This window comes from Anaerotignum propionicum, from assembly GCF_024461735.1.
GTDB lineage: Bacteria > Bacillota > Clostridia > Lachnospirales > Anaerotignaceae > Chakrabartyella.
Map to the genome: position 1 here is coordinate 169,351 of NZ_JANGAD010000002.1, position 16,105 is coordinate 185,455.

General features: G+C 40.6%; 17 protein-coding genes and 1 riboswitch. Of the genes, 11 read left to right on the top strand and 6 right to left on the bottom strand.

The features are described from left to right. Positions 1 to 56 precede the first annotated feature (56 nt). The 3 genes from NE558_RS03375 (at position 57) to NE558_RS03385 (ending at position 2,635) form a co-directional block, all read left to right on the top strand. Positions 57 to 419 carry a NusG domain II-containing protein gene (locus NE558_RS03375; protein ID WP_256148499.1) on the top strand — a complete coding sequence of 121 codons (363 nt, stop codon included), beginning with the start codon at positions 57 to 59 and terminating at the stop codon, positions 417 to 419. Further along, positions 420 to 911 (top strand): Gx transporter family protein, encoded by a 492-nt coding sequence (locus NE558_RS03380; protein ID WP_256148500.1) that lies wholly within the window; start codon positions 420 to 422, stop codon positions 909 to 911. Positions 912 to 1,129: 218 nt separating this feature from the next. Next, the gene (locus NE558_RS03385; RefSeq protein ID WP_256148501.1) at positions 1,130 to 2,635 is read left to right on the top strand and encodes an IMP dehydrogenase; all 1,506 of its coding nucleotides are present in this window, start codon (positions 1,130 to 1,132) and stop codon (positions 2,633 to 2,635) included. A 574-nt stretch (positions 2,636 to 3,209) separates the two neighbouring features. Here NE558_RS03385 and NE558_RS03390 read toward each other — a convergent pair. The 3 genes from NE558_RS03390 to NE558_RS03400 form a co-directional block, all read right to left on the bottom strand. Continuing rightward, positions 3,210 to 3,401 (bottom strand): ferredoxin, encoded by a 192-nt coding sequence (locus tag NE558_RS03390; RefSeq protein WP_066046559.1) that lies wholly within the window; start codon positions 3,399 to 3,401, stop codon positions 3,210 to 3,212. 170 nt (positions 3,402 to 3,571) lie between these two features. Next, the gene (locus tag NE558_RS03395; protein ID WP_256148502.1) at positions 3,572 to 3,994 is read right to left on the bottom strand and encodes a DUF805 domain-containing protein; all 423 of its coding nucleotides are present in this window, start codon (positions 3,992 to 3,994) and stop codon (positions 3,572 to 3,574) included. 237 nt (positions 3,995 to 4,231) lie between these two features. Then, entirely contained in the window at positions 4,232 to 4,462 is a 231-nt protein-coding gene (locus tag NE558_RS03400) for a hypothetical protein (protein WP_256148503.1), read from the bottom strand. Between the two features lie 365 nt (positions 4,463 to 4,827). Here NE558_RS03400 and NE558_RS03405 point away from each other — a divergent pair, with 365 nt between their 5' ends. Then, a complete protein-coding gene (locus tag NE558_RS03405; protein ID WP_256148504.1) occupies positions 4,828 to 7,422 on the top strand; it encodes a cation-translocating P-type ATPase in 2,595 nt (864 codons plus the stop codon). Between the two features lie 104 nt (positions 7,423 to 7,526). On the opposite strand, the gene NE558_RS03410 is transcribed toward NE558_RS03405, so the two are convergent. The 3 genes from NE558_RS03410 to NE558_RS03420 form a co-directional block, all read right to left on the bottom strand. Continuing rightward, entirely contained in the window at positions 7,527 to 8,027 is a 501-nt protein-coding gene (locus NE558_RS03410) for a hypothetical protein (protein ID WP_256148505.1), read from the bottom strand. Positions 8,028 to 8,183: 156 nt separating this feature from the next. Next, a complete protein-coding gene (locus NE558_RS03415; RefSeq protein ID WP_256148506.1) occupies positions 8,184 to 10,328 on the bottom strand; it encodes a Tex family protein in 2,145 nt (714 codons plus the stop codon). A gap of 54 nt (positions 10,329 to 10,382) precedes the next feature. Next, positions 10,383 to 11,423 (bottom strand): MBL fold metallo-hydrolase, encoded by a 1,041-nt coding sequence (locus NE558_RS03420; RefSeq protein ID WP_256148507.1) that lies wholly within the window; start codon positions 11,421 to 11,423, stop codon positions 10,383 to 10,385. 172 nt (positions 11,424 to 11,595) lie between these two features. On the opposite strand from NE558_RS03420, the gene NE558_RS03425 reads away from it, so the two are divergent. The 7 genes from NE558_RS03425 (at position 11,596) to NE558_RS03455 (ending at position 16,100) form a co-directional block, all read left to right on the top strand. Continuing rightward, a complete protein-coding gene (locus NE558_RS03425; RefSeq protein ID WP_256148508.1) occupies positions 11,596 to 11,796 on the top strand; it encodes a helix-turn-helix transcriptional regulator in 201 nt (66 codons plus the stop codon). A gap of 17 nt (positions 11,797 to 11,813) precedes the next feature. After that, positions 11,814 to 12,251, top strand: coding sequence for a DUF6773 family protein (locus NE558_RS03430; RefSeq protein ID WP_256148509.1), 438 nt, complete (start codon positions 11,814 to 11,816; stop codon positions 12,249 to 12,251). A gap of 155 nt (positions 12,252 to 12,406) precedes the next feature. Continuing rightward, on the top strand, positions 12,407 to 12,694 hold the full coding sequence (gene rpsF / locus NE558_RS03435) for a 30S ribosomal protein S6 (RefSeq protein WP_066046575.1): 288 nt from the start codon (positions 12,407 to 12,409) through the stop codon (positions 12,692 to 12,694). A 15-nt stretch (positions 12,695 to 12,709) separates the two neighbouring features. Further along, positions 12,710 to 13,141 carry a single-stranded DNA-binding protein gene (locus tag NE558_RS03440; RefSeq protein ID WP_066046578.1) on the top strand — a complete coding sequence of 144 codons (432 nt, stop codon included), beginning with the start codon at positions 12,710 to 12,712 and terminating at the stop codon, positions 13,139 to 13,141. Positions 13,142 to 13,168: 27 nt separating this feature from the next. Further along, on the top strand, positions 13,169 to 13,399 hold the full coding sequence (gene rpsR, locus NE558_RS03445) for a 30S ribosomal protein S18 (protein ID WP_066046580.1): 231 nt from the start codon (positions 13,169 to 13,171) through the stop codon (positions 13,397 to 13,399). 535 nt (positions 13,400 to 13,934) lie between these two features. Next, positions 13,935 to 14,051: riboswitch (FMN riboswitch) on the top strand. Between the two features lie 191 nt (positions 14,052 to 14,242). Then, on the top strand, positions 14,243 to 14,827 hold the full coding sequence (locus NE558_RS03450) for an ECF transporter S component (protein WP_256148510.1): 585 nt from the start codon (positions 14,243 to 14,245) through the stop codon (positions 14,825 to 14,827). Between the two features lie 199 nt (positions 14,828 to 15,026). Further along, positions 15,027 to 16,100: a D-alanine--D-alanine ligase family protein gene (locus NE558_RS03455; protein WP_256148511.1), complete on the top strand. Its 1,074-nt coding sequence runs from the start codon at positions 15,027 to 15,029 to the stop codon at positions 16,098 to 16,100. Positions 16,101 to 16,105 lie beyond the last annotated feature (5 nt).

Below are 16,105 nucleotides of genomic sequence, written 5' to 3' on the forward strand. Positions count from 1 at the left end.
ATAGAAAAGGAAGCAATTGCTTCCTTTTTTTCCTATGTGGAAGAAAGGTGACAGGTATGAAAAAAGGAGATAAAATTCTGATTTTGGTTCTTCTTGTGGCAGCGATTGGCTTTGCCCTTTTTTTCTTTTTGGGAGCGGAGAAAGGCGGATACGCAAGAATTACAGCCAATGGTGAAGTAAAAGCGGAATTACCCCTATCTGAAGATACCATATATCAGGTAGAAACGGAGGAAGGCTTTAATATCATACAGATTCAGGATGGCTATGTTACGATGCAAGAAGCAGATTGCAGAGACCAGATTTGTGTAGAGCATAAAAAAATCCATTTGACAGGAGAAACCATAGTCTGCCTGCCCCATAAATTAGTGGTGGAAATTATAGGGGAAAAGAAAGCAGCGTATGATATGGTGGTGGGTTAAATGGGACGGAAAAGTGTTGCTTATTATGGTTTGTTTGCTGCGTTAGGCATACTCATGGGTTATGTTGAGATGCTGATCCCTTTGCCACTTTTGGTTCCGGGAATGAAGCTTGGCCTTGCCAATGTGATTATTGTTATTGTGTTGTATTTTATGGATGCAAGAGCGGCTTTTTTCATCTCTCTTGTGAGGGTGGTTCTTTCGGGACTGATGTTTGCTGGCTTTGCCGGATTGTTATATAGCCTTTCGGGAGCACTGTTTAGCTACTGCATTATGGTGCTTTTGAAAAAAACAGACAAATTCAGCATCATAGGTGTTAGTATTGCCGGAGGAGTTTTTCATAATATTGGTCAAATTATTGTTGCAGCTTTGGTTGTAGAGAACATTCGGCTGATGTATTATTTACCATTTCTGCTTATTTTTGGCCTTATTACAGGCAGTGTAATCGGTGTTGTCGCCAGAACAAGCTTGGGATATTTAAATCGTCGTTTTTGAAGCGGACGAATGTGTGGTGGTTGAGGACAAGGGGCGCTTTTTGTTCATGAATACTTGTGAAAAGGGAAGAAAAACCGACGATATTTACAAAATCTCGAAAAAAATGAACTCCCCCTTGTACATGAGGTGTTTTAGTGCTAAAATCTTATGAAAATAATTCTATTAGAGTTGGAGCGTAGAGAAATACGCTCCCTATTTTTCATCAGGAGGAGAAAAAAATGGCGAAATACTTTACGGAACCATCCAGAACCTTTAGCGAATTTTTACTGGTACCGGGTTATTCATCAAAGGAATGTACAGTGGATAATGTGAGTTTGAAAACCCCAGTAGTGAAATTCAAAAAAGGTGAAAAACCCGCTTTGGAGATGAATATTCCCTTAACTTCCGCGGTTATGCAGGCAGTATCTGACGACAAAATGGCGGTGGCTCTGGCGAAGGAAGGCGGTATTTCCTTTATTTTCGGTTCTCAGAGTATAGAAAGCCAAACGGCAATGGTAGCAAGAGCAAAGGCCTATAAAGCAGGGTTTGTTATGAGCGATTCCAACATTAGCCCCGAGAGCACTTTACAGGATATTTTAAACCTGAAGCGCAAAACAGGCCATTCTACCGTTGCAGTGACCACCGACGGCACTGCCCAGGGAAAATTGGTGGGTATTGTGACCAGCAGAGATTATAGAATCAGCCGTATGGAGAGAGACACAAAGGTCAGCGAGTTTATGACACCTTTGAATCAGCTGATTACAGCACCCGAGGGGACAAGCCTGAAGGAAGCGAACAACATTATTTGGGACAATAAAATCAATCAGCTGCCTATTGTTGATAAAGAGGGCAGACTGCAATATTTGGTATTCCGTAAGGATTATGATAGTCACAAAGAAAATTCTCATGAGCTTTTGGATAAGGATAAGAGATATGTGATTGGAGCGGGAATTAACACCAGAGATTATATGGTAAGAGTACCTGCTTTGGTGGAAGCAGGGGTAGATATTCTTTGTATCGATTCCTCCGAGGGTTATTCCGAATGGCAGAAGGATGCCTTGGATTGGGTACGCAAAAATTATGGTGACACCGTGAAAATTGGCGCAGGCAACGTGGTAGATAGAGAAGGCTTCCGTTTCTTGGCAGATTGTGGTGCGGATTTCGTGAAGGTTGGTATCGGCGGTGGTTCTATTTGCATTACCAGAGAACAAAAGGGCATTGGCCGTGGACAGGCTTCCGCAGTCATTGAGGTTGCGGAGGCTAGGGATGAATACTTTAAGGAAACAGGTGTTTATATCCCTATCTGCTCTGACGGTGGTATCGTTTACGATTATCATATGACTTTAGCTTTGGCTATGGGTGCAGATTTTATCATGTTGGGCAGATATTTTGCACGTTTTGATGAAAGCCCTACAAACAAAGTAAACATCAACGGCAGTTACATGAAGGAGTATTGGGGCGAAGGTTCGGCCCGTGCAAGAAACTGGCAGAGATATGACATGGGTGGTGACGAAAATCTTTCCTTTGAAGAGGGCGTAGATTCCTATGTACCTTACGCAGGCAGTCTGCGTGACAACGTGGGGCTTTCTTTGAAGAAGGTAAAGTCTACTATGTGCAACTGCGGTGTGCTCTCCATTCCTGAATTGCAGGAGAAGGCAAAAATCACCGTAATTTCTACCACAAGCTTGGTAGAAGGCGGCGCTCACGATGTATTGTTAAAGGATAACAGCTTAAATTTTAAATAAAAAATGTAAAGAATGGTGGCATCTGTTTACGGATGTCACTTTTTTGTTTTTAGTTTATGATTGTTGAAAGAGAATGGCCAGGATAGGTGAGGTGGGTTGCTAAAGAGAATTTGTCATGCTAAAATAAAAAAATAACAAATTTTGTAAATTTATTTGATGATAGATTTTAGATTTTTATTCTTGTATGTATAGGTAAGTGAGCTGATAGAAAAGATAGAAACTCTTTTGAAAGAAATGAAAAGTACATAGGTACAAACCCAAAAGGAGGTTATATTTTTATGAAAAAGTTGTTATTTGTTCTTGCAACCAGCATAAATATGTTGACATTATCACTTATCATTATGTTTTCCTATATGAGATTTCATGTAGCTCATCTTGCCTCAAGTTGTCCCACAAAGATGGGCCTTATCAATTAATTGTTTTACTTGTTCTTACATATATTATTGAATTATATGTGATATATAAAAAATAAAGTTTCGTATTGGAATGCTTTTTCTTTCATAAGCAGAAATTACTTTTAAATAATATTAAAAAGGAGGAATTCAAAAAGAATACCTCCTTTTTCGTATCTTTATTAATGACCGGTTGTTTCAATGGCAATGGCGGGACAGTTTGTTTTTGCTTCAATGACCATAGCCTCTGTACTTGGGGGAACGTTTTCTGGAATCGCTTTTGCCAGACCGCTGTCGTCCATAGAAAAAACATCACCACAAAGGGTAACGCACAGGCCACAGCCAATGCATTTTTCATTTACATATGCTTTCATAAGATCTCTCCTTTATAAACAGTTTGTAATATTGTTTCTCTTTCCATGAAAGATATGCACTATTTCAATAAAAAGATATAAGTATAAATTTTAGCTTCTTTTAAAAAGGAGTACATATTTAAAAAAATATTTTATAAAGGCAATTCGTTTTCTTTATTTAATTTGACCGTTTAAACAGGTTCTCCGTACTTATTTTCTCCCGGTGTACCTGGGGTCGCTTCTAAAACGATGAGCCAAATACTACATGCAAGAGAAAGTAACAAAATTAGAATTAATCCCCCAAAAAATGCGCTCTTTGAAACTAAGGCTAGAGGTATGATAATTAGAAAGAATGCAAGGGGAATAAATGATAGTAAAACCCACCAGCCGGATTTATTAATATCATGTAATCTTCTGATAGATGCTCCAAGATGGGGTAAGAAAACCGCAAGAGAATAAAATGTTGATAAAATATCCGAATGCAAGATTTTATCTATGAAGTAGATGATAAGAGAAAAAATACAATTAAATAATACAAAATACCAGAATGTTCTCCTGCTTTCACGTCCTTTAAAAACGGCATATTTTTTAAGTATTTCTAAGTAGCATTGCATAAATAAATAACCCCCTTATGAATATATGAAAAGGATATACCATAATTTTACATAAGTCAACAACATATGGAAGTTAATTGAAAATCATATTTATATTTCTATCGAAAAAAGCCTGCATTACAGTGCAATCTTTTGCAATGCAAAGCAAGCTTATATGTGTGTGAAAAAACAATTCAGGCTTTCGCAATGGTGTCAATGGGTAAGACATCTGTTGGAATCCTCTGTTTTGCACTGGAATTAATATTCCTTGCCCATCATCAGGGCAACATCCATCCATTCAGTAACCATTTGATAGGCATCATTTTCATCCCGCAGACGCTCTAAGGTCTCCTCATCGCTATCGAAGGTAAGCAACAACGCACCGTAAATGTTGTAAAAATCAATACGCCAGTCAGTTTTATCTTTGTATTCTCTTAAGTGATAAACCATTTCGTTTAACCCTGTCACTGTAAATTTTTCGTGAATCATACCATTCCCTCCTTTTCCAACTGAGTTTTGTCTAGTATACCAAATAAACATGCATATGAAAAGAGATATGTTAAAAAATATACAAGACTATAGTTAGAATTGTTTGGGAATACTGAAATGGGAAGATTTTTCGGTGACATGGAAAATTTGTATTGATTTTCCATGCTTGATATGGTAGAATTCATACAAATAAGAGGGAGTAGCTTTCGCATTATGCGACGCCAACGTTCGTCATCACGGCCAAACAGCCCGGACGTTGCCCAGAGAATGCTTAGTATTCTTAGGAAGCAAGACTTTTATTGTACCGGAAGATTTGTATGGGTGCAATAAAGGTCTTTTTTATGTGCACCGAAAGGAGAATGAAAATGGATAAACTTTGGATGAGAAAGAAGGAGGAGCTATTCCGTGAATATGAGTCCTCAAAGCATGGGCTTTCGGGGGAAGATGCGGAACAGCGGCTAGAGAAGTACGGGGAAAATAAGCTGCGAGAAGGCAAGCGTAAGGGCATTGTTCAAGTTTTTTTTGAGCAATTTGCAGATCTTCTGGTTGTCATTTTAATTGTAGCCGCCATCATTTCCGCATTAACAGGGGGAATGGAAGGCACCATTGTTATTATTACAGTATTGATTTTAAATGCAATATTAGGAACGGTTCAGCATTTTAAGGCCGAAAAGTCTTTGGAAAGTCTAAAAGCAATGTCTGCTCCCAATGCTAGAGTCATTCGTGATGGGGAAAAGATGGAGGTTCCAGCGGTAAAGCTGGTTCCCGGGGATATTTTGCTTTTAGAAGCAGGGGATGTAGCGGCGGCAGATGGTCGTATTTTAGAGAATCATTCTTTACAGGTCAGCGAAAGCGCTCTAACAGGTGAATCGGAAAATGTAAATAAATCTGCTGATTTAATTGAAAAAGAGGAGCTTCCCTTGGGAGACCGCTTAAATATGGTTTTTAGCGGCTCGTTGATTTCTTATGGGCGAGCTGTTGTTTTAGTAACAGGTACGGGAATGGATACGGAAATTGGGAAAATCGCTAACTTGATGGAGTCTGCCCAAGAAAAAGCAACACCACTGCAAAGAAGCCTAGATGATTTTTCGAAAAAGCTTTCTTTTGTCATTCTGGCTATCTGTGTGATTGTGTTTGGTCTTGGCGTATGGCGTGGTCAGGCTTTAGCAGATGCATTGATGTTTGCTGTTGCTTTGGCGGTGGCGGCAATTCCTGAGGCGTTAAGCTCTATTGTGACCATTGGGTTAGCAATCGGTACCCAAAAAATGGCGAAAGAAAATGCCATTATCAAGAACCTTCGTGCGGTGGAAAGCTTAGGCTGTGTTTCTGTTATCTGTTCAGATAAAACAGGTACCTTAACCCAGAACAAAATGACGGTGCAAAAGGTTTTCACCCTGAGTGGCACCACGGATGCAGATGATGTGGATTGTGATAAAAAACAGCATAGAGAGCTTATTGTAACAGGGGTGCTTTGTAACGATGGTGCAATCAGCGGAGATGCCAAAATCGGTGATCCAACGGAAACGGCCTTGCTCAGTTTTTGCCGAAAAACAGGTGGTCATGAGGGAGATATTAGAGGAGAGTATCCTCGCTTAAGCGAGCTTCCCTTTGATTCTGACCGAAAACTCATGTCCACTTTGCATCAGCTTGATGGTAAACATCTGATGATGACAAAGGGTGCTCCTGATGTTTTGCTTTCCAGATGCAATAATATTGTAGAAAATGAAGCGGTAAGGGGAATTACCCAAAAAGATTTGGATAGAATCATTGCCGAAAATCAAGCATTTTCTTCTCAAGGCCTTCGCGTTTTGGCTTTCGCAAAAAAAGAAATTGGGGAACAGCGCCGTTTGACTTTGGAGGATGAAAAGGATTTAACGTTTATTGGCTTGATAGCCATGATGGATCCTCCCCGTTTGGAATCTGCTCCTGCTGTTGCCGACTGTCTGCGGGCAGGTATTCGTCCTGTTATGATTACAGGGGATCATAAGGTAACTGCTTCTGCCATTGCAAAAGAGATTGGTATTTTGCAGGAAGGGGACAGAGCCGTTGAAGGTGCAGAATTGGAGCATATCAGTGATGAAGAATTGCGGGGCATGGTGAAAGAAATTTCTGTGTATGCCCGTGTTTCTCCGGAGCATAAAATCAGAATTGTCCGGGCATGGCAGGAAAACGGTTGTATCGCCGCAATGACTGGTGATGGCGTAAACGATGCCCCTGCGTTAAAGCAGGCGGATATTGGTATCGCCATGGGTATCACGGGTACTGAGGTATCGAAGGATGCAGCTGCAATGATTTTAACCGATGATAACTTTGCAACCATTGTAAAAGCTGTAGGCAACGGACGAAACGTGTATGGAAATATCAAAAATTCCATTCAGTTTTTACTTTCAGGCAACCTTGCAGGAATTATAACAGTATTGTTTACTTCCCTATTAGGCTTGCCATTACCCTTTACAGCAGTACAGCTATTGTTTATTAATTTGCTAACAGATAGCTTGCCTGCATTGGCAGTAAATATGGAAAAACCCACAGGGGATTTATTGAACGATAAACCAAGAAATCCAAAAGAAAGTATTTTAACTCCGGATTTTGTAAAAAGGTTGGTGTTGCAAGGCGGTTTGATTTCTGTTGTGACCATCGTAGGTTTTTATGTTGGTTTGGGAGAAAACCCTGGTTTAGCTTCTACTATGGCATTTGCAACTCTTTGTTTAGCTCGTTTGTTCCATGGTTTTAATTGCAGGGGGACACGCTCCATCTTCCGCCTGCCCAATAACCCTTATAGCTATGGTGCCTTTGCCATTGGTGGTATTTTGTTAATGTCAGTGCTGATGTTTTCCGGTTTGCACCAATTGTTTGACATCAATGACGCTTTAACAGTAACACATATTTTGCAGATTGTTGGTCTGGCATTCGTTCCTACGCTGATTATTCAATTGGAGCGTTTGGCAAGGGGTAGATAAATAAGAGTTTTTATATTTTATAGTTAGATGATCTTGGGCAAGCAATGAATGCTTGCCCTTTTTGAATGTAAAGATAAATTGTTACAATGCTACATGCTACTATCTTATTCTTCTACAACGCTGGAATTATTGCCTTGCAATGTGTGTACCTTCTTCATTATTTGATGGGCTATGGGCTGGGCGATGCAGCATTCTACAAAGAAAGAAATTGTAAAATTTCTGGGCCATTTATAAAAGAAAGTTTGAGTAGGAACCAAGCTAAATTGGCGGGTGCCAATCCATGTACCAATGACGGTTAAGAAAATAGACATTAAAAATACCGTGCAAAGAATATTTATGATGATTTGTGGGTGAAAGCTATCTTGCTTGGATACGAGTTTTGCTGTAAGCCACTGGGCAGGCTTATGTGTGAATAACACAAGGATGATTACACAAAGCCAAAGGAATGGAATTATCCGTAGGGTAGCACCCCAAGTATGCACAGTGAATCCCATTTCAAAGCATGAAATGAGAGGTGCAATTATATTTACAGATAATACAGATACAATTCCTAAAAAAAGAGCAAATTCTTTCTTGTTTCGGGGCAGTTTCATAAAAAATTCCATTGTTTTAATCTCCTTTTTTGTTGGGCGTAAAAAAAGCACAAGACCAAAGTAGTCTTGTGCTGAACCATTATACGCACCATTCATTTTTTTATTTTGTATTCTACAGCAAAAGAAAAGAAAAAGTCAAGAAATTTTTAAGTAGGAATAACCATGGATTCATAATTCCGCGTTCTTCATGGTTAGTGAAATTCTCTTTTTCTCTATATCTACGGAAAGTACCTTTACCTTTACTGTATCCCCCAGCTTCACTGCCTCCAGAGGATGTTTGATAAAGCGGTTGCAAATTTGAGAGATATGCACTAAGCCGTCTTGATGCACACCAATATCCACAAATACACCAAAGTCAATGACATTTCGAACGGTCCCCGTCAAAATCATACCTTCTTGCAAATCTTCCATAGAAAGAACATCACTGCGCAAAATTGGAGCAGGGGCATCTTCACGAGGGTCACGTCCGGGTTTTTCCAATTCCTTGATGATGTCCTCTAAGGTTGGAACACCAATGCCCAGTGTCTCTGCCATTTTTTCAGGGGAGGTTATTTTTTTGCTTAAGCTGGATACCTGCCTTTTTGCCACATCCTCTAGGGTAAAGCCGCAGGCGCGGAGAAGCTTTTCTGCCGCTCCATAGCTTTCGGGATGCACTCCTGTGTGGTCTAAGGCCATGGTGCTTTCAGGGATACGTAAAAATCCAGCACACTGTAAAAATGCCTTGGGCCCTAACTTCGGCACCTTCATCAATTCCTTGCGTGTTTTAAATTTTCCGTTTTCCTCACGATATAACAGGATATTTTTTGCAACGGTACTGTTGATTCCTGCTACATAAGACAGAAGAGAAGGGCTTGCAGTATTTAAATCGACGCCCACACTGTTTACGCAATCTTCTACCACACCCCCTAGGGTTTCGCCAAGGCGTTTTTGGTTCATATCATGCTGATATTGCCCCACACCGATGGATTTGGGGTCTATTTTAACTAGTTCCGCCAATGGGTCTTGTATTCTTCTGCCGATGGAAACAGCACTGCGCAGGGATACATCATACTGAGGGAATTCCTCTGCACCAAGCTTGGATGCGGAATAAACGGAAGCCCCTGCCTCGTTGGCAATGATATACTGCACCTTTCGGTCTAACCCTTTCAAAACCTCTGCAACAAACTGCTCCGACTCTCTAGAAGCGGTACCGTTGCCGATGGAGATTAATGAAACCCCATAGGTTTCAATGAGGCGCTTCAATGTTTTTTCTGCCTCTTCCTTTTTATTTTGAGGTGGTGTAGGATAAATCACCGCCGTTTCCAAAGGTTTTCCTGTTTCATCAATCACGGCCAGCTTACAACCTGTACGAAAAGCAGGGTCTAAGGCTAAGACAACCTTGCCCGCAATGGGTGGCTGTAATAAAAGCTGTTTCAAATTTTCACGAAAAACACCCAACGCGGATTCTTCTGCCTTTTCCGTAAAATCGTTACGAAGCTCACGCTCTAAAGAAGGCGCAATCAGGCGCTTATAGCTATCCTCAATAACTTCATGGAGGATTTCAGCGGTTTGGCTGTTTTTCTTGATGACAACTCGTCCCATTTTTTCGAAAAGTGGCTCTTCTTCCCCTTGGATTTTAACCGAAAGAAAGCCCTCTTTTTCGCCACGGTTAATGGCTAGAATGCGATGGGATGCGATGGTCTTAAGGGGTTCGCTGTAATCATAATACATTTCATAAACAGAAGGCTCGTCCTTTGTTTTTTGAGAAAGAAGAAGGCCGTTTTTCAGCCATTCCTCTCGCAGGAGCTGACGAATGCTTGCATCGTCGGAAAGCTGTTCTGCCAGAATATCCTTTGCGCCTTCTATGGCTTCTTCCACAGAGGATACGCCTTTTTCTTCATCCACAAAAGCGGCGGCATACTCTGCCAAAGGGGTCAAAAGCACCTGCCCCCAAATCATTTCTGCCAAAGGGGCCAAGCCCTTTTCTTTAGCAATGGAGGCTCTGGTGCGGCGTTTTGGGCGGTAAGGGCGGTAGATATCATCAATTTCCGTTTGTGTCATTGCATCCGCCAGTTTTTGTGCTAATTCCTCGGTAAGCATGCCTTGCTCTTCGATGGAGGAACGCACCTGCTCCCGTTTTTCTTCAAGATTTCTCAGGGCGGTTAAGCGCTCTGCAAGTTGACGAATGATTTGGTCGTCTAAGGAGCCTGTCATTTCCTTTCGGTATCTTGCAATAAAAGGCACGGTGTTGCCTTCATCCAAAAGGGATACTGTATTTTCCACTTGAAAAGTCTTTATATTTAGTTCTTCTTGTAATCGTTTTAGAATATCCATGCTTACGCCTTCCTTTTTCATTTTTTTATACAAAATAATTTGTTGGAGTTGTATTTAAGCATATATTTGCCAGAGCTTATTCAGTTTTTCTTTACAAGCCACAGCGCTATCTGTTAAGGAATAGCTGTAACATTCATCTTCCGTTTTTTCTACCAAGCCTCGTTTGATTAAATAATCCAAATGGGACATGGTTTCTCCCACGGCAAACCAACGCTGGGAAAGAGGGAACTCATCCCAAGTTTTTCCTCGCATGGACCATTTTAAACAAGAGCCGATTTGCGTTGCATGGGTATTGGGGAATTGCTCTAATGCATCAATGGTTTCTTCCAAGCGAATCAAATGATGATGGATAATTTCTTCTATGCGTACATATACATCCATTTCATTTTTTCTATGGGCGGGCAAAACGGTTTTCATATCAAAGGCACGAATTTTCACTAAGCTTTCCAAATAATCCCCTAGAGAATCCTCTATATTTACCCAAGAAGTGATGTTTGGTGTAATATCAAATAAAATATGGTCGGCAGAGAGCATCAATTTTTCCTCGGGGAGATATAAACAGGTTTGTCCTGGTGTATGTCCGGGGACAAATATGCACTGAAAAGCAAAGCTGCCAACTTTTAAAATATCACCATCACCCACAGTGATGGCATCAAAATAGTAATCAGGCTCAAAGCCTCTGGCGGGGTTTTCTTCCTTCAACCAAGCAAGTTGCTCTCTGGTAAAACCTTCTTTGCGATAGATTTCATCGAAGGTATCCCAACGGTTCCCGTTCAAAATCCACCCAAGATAGTCGTGGTCGTTTTTGCTCATATAAATTTTACCCTGTTTTCCGTGCATCACTGCAGGGGCAAGGCCTGAGTGGTCAGAATGAAGATGGGTAAGGAACATATTTGTTTTTGACCAATCCACATTTAGATCCCGCAAGCCCTCAAGAAGGGCTTCTTTGCATTCGGGGCGATTAAAACCTGTATCTACAATCAGGCTTTCCCCGCTATCCTGCACCACATAGCAATTTAAGTTTTTCAGGGGATTATTAGGGAGAGGTACATCTATTTTAAAAATATTTGGTTTCTCATACACTTTTGTAATCATTGGTTTCACCTTTCTTCCTTCGTTCACTGTTACCTACTATTATAATTGGAAAGGGGCTATAAAACAAGTTATGTTGCAAAATGCAATTTATTTTATTTTTTATGTAAAATATAGTTGACATTAAGAATAATATATTGTATAACAAAGGTATAGCAAGAGAGGAAGTGGTGAAATGAAAAATTTGAAAATTAAGTCTGCCAGAGCGGCTTTGGATCTTTCTCAGGATGAGCTTGCCCAAAGGGTTGGCGTAACAAGGCAGACCATTGGCATGATTGAAGCGGGGAAATACAATCCAACCATTAATTTATGCATTGCCCTTTGTAAAGCTTTAGGTAAAACGTTGGATGAATTATTCTGGGAGGAAGAAAAATAGAATAGGAGGCATTTAATATGAAAATGAAAGATGAAAGAGTGGAACAGTCTAAAAATAAGATTTATGGGGAATTATTTCAGTTAACTTATCTTTTTGTTGTGGCGGTCTTTTTAGTAAAAGTGTTATTTTTTAGAATGGATTTGTCCCAGTGTATCACAGAGTATGTAATTATGATCGTGGCTCCTATTTACCAAATGGTGCGTAGTCGTCAATTGGGCGTGGTGCTTGCTACAAACCTTCGTCAGCAGATGAGCCCAAAAAGAAATATTGCAGGAGCCCTTGTGGGGATTGTATTTTTCTTTCTGTTTTGGTTGTTTAGCGGAAGGCAGGTTTCAAAGGAATTTGCAATTTCTTATATAGTTACCTTCTGTGTTGTGTTTTTTGTAGCCAGAGCCATCTTTATTCGTTTGGAGGAGCGCAGAATGAAAAAATTGGAACAGGAATATGGAGATTAAGCAAAAAAGACTTTAAATCTTGAGAAACAGGAAAAAAAGCTTGCACTAGCTGGTTTTTTGTGATATTTTATTTTAGAGTCGGTAATTGTGCCGACTCAAATCCTTGTTCTCCCGATAAGGGGAGAGCCATATGTCCAAAAGGAGGTGTAACCCACATGAACAAGTACGAATTAGCTATGGTTTTAAGTCCCGCACTGGACGAAGAAGGCAGAGTAGAAGAAGTAGCGAAAGTTCAGGCTACTTTGGAAAGATTCGGCGCGAAAATCGAAAAAGTTGATGATTGGGGCAAAAGAAAGCTTGCTTACGAAATTAAAAAAGTAAACGAAGGTTTCTTAAGCTTCACAACATTCGAAGCTCCCGCTAATGCTCCCGCAGAAGTTGAAGCTCGTATGCGTATTATGGAAAACGTTTTACGTTATCTCATTATTCGCAAAGAGGCGTAAGAAGGAGGAAATCCTATGAACAAAGTGATTCTTATGGGTCGATTGACCAAGGACCCCGAGGTTAGATATTCTCAGGGAAATGAACCTTTGGCCGTAGCCAGATACTCTTTGGCGGTGAACCGCCGTTTCAAGCGCCAAGGCGAGCCCGACGCTGACTTTATCAATTGTGTTTCCTTTGGTAAAGCAGGCGAATTCGCGGAAAAATACTTCAAAAAAGGTCAGATGGTTAGCGTTATCGGCAGACTTCAGGTTCGTTCCTGGGACGATAACGAGGGCAAAAAACGCTGGAGCACAGACGTTGTGGTAGAGGAGCAATACTTTGCTGAAAGCAAAGCATCCTTCGAAGGCCATAAGGCCGATGCCCCCGCTGCACCAAAGCAGACAGCCCAAGATGATGGCTTTTACCCAATCGATGAAAGCATCGAAGATGACGATCTGCCCTTCTAAAATTCAGTAAAGAAGGAGGACTTAGACATGATTCAGAAAAAACGTGGTCGTAGAAAAAAACGCGTTTGCCAATGTTGTGCGGATAAAATAACAACCGTAGATTACAAGGATGTAAATAAGCTGAGAAGATATGTTTCTGAAAGAGGCAAAATCCTTCCCAGAAGAATTACAGGCAACTGCGCTAAGCACCAGAGAGCGTTGACAACTGCTATTAAAAGAGCAAGACACGTAGCCCTGATGCCTTATACACAGGATTAATAAATGTAAAAAGCCCATTGCTTTGCAATAAGGGCTTTTTTTGTGCACAAAAAACTGGTATGCTATATTATATAGTATCTAAAATGGATGGTTCAATAAAAGCTTTTAAAAACAGTATAGAAAATGATTGAAACAATCCCATCTCTTGAATCAACAAAATTACTCTTTCTACTTTACAGAAAGGGATTCCATGGGTTTGTAATAAGATATTAAAATAACGAAAGGTAGGGAATGCTTTGTTAGTCTTTATGTTGACAACTGCAGCCAAACAGGGGCAGAACATACCCCCGGTGCTGCCGATGCTTTTAGGATTTTTAATCGCACTGGTTGTACTAAATTTAGCATTGAGCATATTTAGAAAAAAAGGGAAAGAACAACGTAAAAATGCAAGGGATACGCAAGAGCAGGAATCGTCCAAACCTTAACTTTCCAGGGCATTATTGGCGAAATCTCCATAACAATGCAGAAAAATCTTATTATTTGGTGTTGACTTTCCTTTCCCTTGGATTTATAATGTGACTGTAATTGAATATATGAAATTCTTCAGGGCAGGGTGAAATTCCCGATCGGCGGTAAAGTCCGCGAGCGCACTTGCGCAGGATTTGGTGTAACTCCAAAACCGACAGTATAGTCTGGATGGAAGAAGAATAAAAGTTTGATGTTTTTTTGTGGAAAAATAAATTTTTTTCTGCGGATTTGCGTCGGCCTTTATTTTGCTTATTTAGCCTGAAGATTTTCAGGCTTTTTCTTTTGCTGTGGGGCAAAGCCCCTTGGAAAGAAGAGGTTCGCTTTTAATTCTTGGCGATAACCTGAAAATTTTAGACAAAAATGGAGGAGAAGTAAATGGAAAACATATCTTCAAAAGTAACAGTAACAAAAAACAACAAAAAAATGTCCACAAGGGTTATGGTGTCTTTGGCAATGCTGGGGGCTATCTCCATTGTGTTGGTGTCTGCAATTCACTTTCCTTTGATCCCTGCGGCAGCATTCTTGGAATATGACCCTGCGGATATCCCAATTTTAATTGGTGCGTTTGCCTTTGGTCCCGTGGCAGGTTTATTGCTGGCAATCGTGGTTTCTATTATTCAGGGGTTAACAGTGAGTGCAGGCAGTGGGATTATTGGTATCGTAATGCACATTTTTGCCACAGGCGCATGTGCATTTGTTGCAGGAAGCATTTATAAGAAAAATAAAACAAGAAAAAACGCAGTGCTTGCTCTTGTAGTTGGTGCTTTGGTTCAGACAGGGGCTATGGTTATCATGAACATGATATTCACACCGTTATTCATGAATATGCCTTTAGAAAAAATTATCCCTATGCTGGTTCCCATCATCATTCCTTTTAACTTATTAAAGGCGGGTATCAACGGCACTATGACGTTTTTGTTGTATAAATCCATTTCCCATCTTTTAAAGGGTAATGCTTAATCCAATTAAAGCATTTGTGGCTGAACAATTCTGATGAGAAAGGTCGTTCCTCTGTTACAACACAGAGGACGACTTGTTTTTTTTGCCATGAATAAGCTGAAATAAGGAATTATCAATTTTTTTATTGTCAGCCAATGATAGATTGCATATAATGGTACTGATTGGACTCAGCTTTCAGGAGCAGAAAAGAGGTTTGTATATGAATAGAAAAACTGTAATCGTATTATTCGGCGGACAGTCGTCAGAACACGAAGTTTCCAGAATGTCTGCAACAACGATGATTAATGAAATAGATAGTAAAAAGTATCAGGTTATCCCCGTTGGCATTACAAAAGAAGGAGAATGGCTTGTTTATACTGGCCCTACAGAGCACATCAAAACAGGCCAGTGGGAGAAATATGCAACCCCCGCAATTATAAGCCCTGATGCAAAGCAAAAAGCCCTTTTGAAAATAGTAAACGGTCATGTAAAGGTAATTCCTGTGGATGTGGTAATTCCTGCTCTGCATGGTGCATGGGGGGAAGACGGAACCATTCAAGGTCTATTGGAAATGGCGTGTATTCCTTATGTCGGCTGCGGTGTTTTATCCTCCGCTGTCTGCATGGATAAGGTATTTACAAAAATAATTGCCAAAAATGCTGGGGTCCCTCAAGCCAAATACATTTGGTTTCAAAAAGAGGAGCTGGAGGATATGGATAAACTGGTGGAGCGGGTTGAAAAGAAGCTGGGCTATCCTTGCTTTGTAAAACCAGCAAATACAGGTTCATCCGTGGGCATTAGCAAGGCTAAGAACAAAGAAACTTTAGTCAATGCAATCAACTTGGCAGCAGAGTATGACCGAAAAATTATTGTAGAAGAGGCGATTATCGGCAGAGAATTTGAATGCTCTGTTCTTGGCAATGAGGAGCCTGTAGTAAGCGGTGTCGGCGAAGTGCTGCCGGCTGCAGAATTTTATGACTATGATGCGAAATATAACAACAGCGAGTCCCGCACTGTAATCCCTGCTCCAATTACGGCAGATGAAGAGAAAACCATACGAAAGATTGCCGCAAAAATTTATCAGGCGGTAGATGGCAGTGGTTTGGCCCGGGTTGACTTTTTCTTGGAGGAGGAAACAGGGCGGGTTTTGTTTAATGAAATCAACACCATGCCTGGTTTTACTTCCATTAGTATGTACCCCATGCTGTGGGAAACAGCCGGAGTACCAAAAGCAGAACTAATGGATTGCTTGATTGAATTGGCCCTCAACCGTGATAATGGAATCCGAGGCTGAAAGGA

Bases quoted from the DNA above. Each gene is read 5' to 3' on its own strand.
- NE558_RS03440 (WP_066046578.1), top strand. From the start codon at position 12,710: ATGAACAAAGTGATTCTTATGGGTCGATTGACCAAGGACCCCGAGGTT.
- NE558_RS03425 (WP_256148508.1), top strand. From the start codon at position 11,596: ATGAAAAATTTGAAAATTAAGTCTGCCAGAGCGGCTTTGGATCTTTCT.
- NE558_RS03405 (WP_256148504.1), top strand. From the start codon at position 4,828: ATGGATAAACTTTGGATGAGAAAGAAGGAGGAGCTATTCCGTGAATAT.
- NE558_RS03410 (WP_256148505.1), bottom strand. From the start codon at position 8,027: ATGGAATTTTTTATGAAACTGCCCCGAAACAAGAAAGAATTTGCTCTT.
- NE558_RS03450 (WP_256148510.1), top strand. From the start codon at position 14,243: ATGGAAAACATATCTTCAAAAGTAACAGTAACAAAAAACAACAAAAAA.
- NE558_RS03375 (WP_256148499.1), top strand. From the start codon at position 57: ATGAAAAAAGGAGATAAAATTCTGATTTTGGTTCTTCTTGTGGCAGCG.
- NE558_RS03455 (WP_256148511.1), top strand. From the start codon at position 15,027: ATGAATAGAAAAACTGTAATCGTATTATTCGGCGGACAGTCGTCAGAA.
- NE558_RS03390 (WP_066046559.1), bottom strand. From the start codon at position 3,401: ATGAAAGCATATGTAAATGAAAAATGCATTGGCTGTGGCCTGTGCGTT.
- NE558_RS03380 (WP_256148500.1), top strand. From the start codon at position 420: ATGGGACGGAAAAGTGTTGCTTATTATGGTTTGTTTGCTGCGTTAGGC.
- NE558_RS03430 (WP_256148509.1), top strand. From the start codon at position 11,814: ATGAAAATGAAAGATGAAAGAGTGGAACAGTCTAAAAATAAGATTTAT.
- NE558_RS03400 (WP_256148503.1), bottom strand. From the start codon at position 4,462: ATGATTCACGAAAAATTTACAGTGACAGGGTTAAACGAAATGGTTTAT.
- NE558_RS03415 (WP_256148506.1), bottom strand. From the start codon at position 10,328: ATGGATATTCTAAAACGATTACAAGAAGAACTAAATATAAAGACTTTT.
- NE558_RS03420 (WP_256148507.1), bottom strand. From the start codon at position 11,423: ATGATTACAAAAGTGTATGAGAAACCAAATATTTTTAAAATAGATGTA.
- rpsF (WP_066046575.1), top strand. From the start codon at position 12,407: ATGAACAAGTACGAATTAGCTATGGTTTTAAGTCCCGCACTGGACGAA.
- rpsR (WP_066046580.1), top strand. From the start codon at position 13,169: ATGATTCAGAAAAAACGTGGTCGTAGAAAAAAACGCGTTTGCCAATGT.
- NE558_RS03395 (WP_256148502.1), bottom strand. From the start codon at position 3,994: ATGCAATGCTACTTAGAAATACTTAAAAAATATGCCGTTTTTAAAGGA.
- NE558_RS03385 (WP_256148501.1), top strand. From the start codon at position 1,130: ATGGCGAAATACTTTACGGAACCATCCAGAACCTTTAGCGAATTTTTA.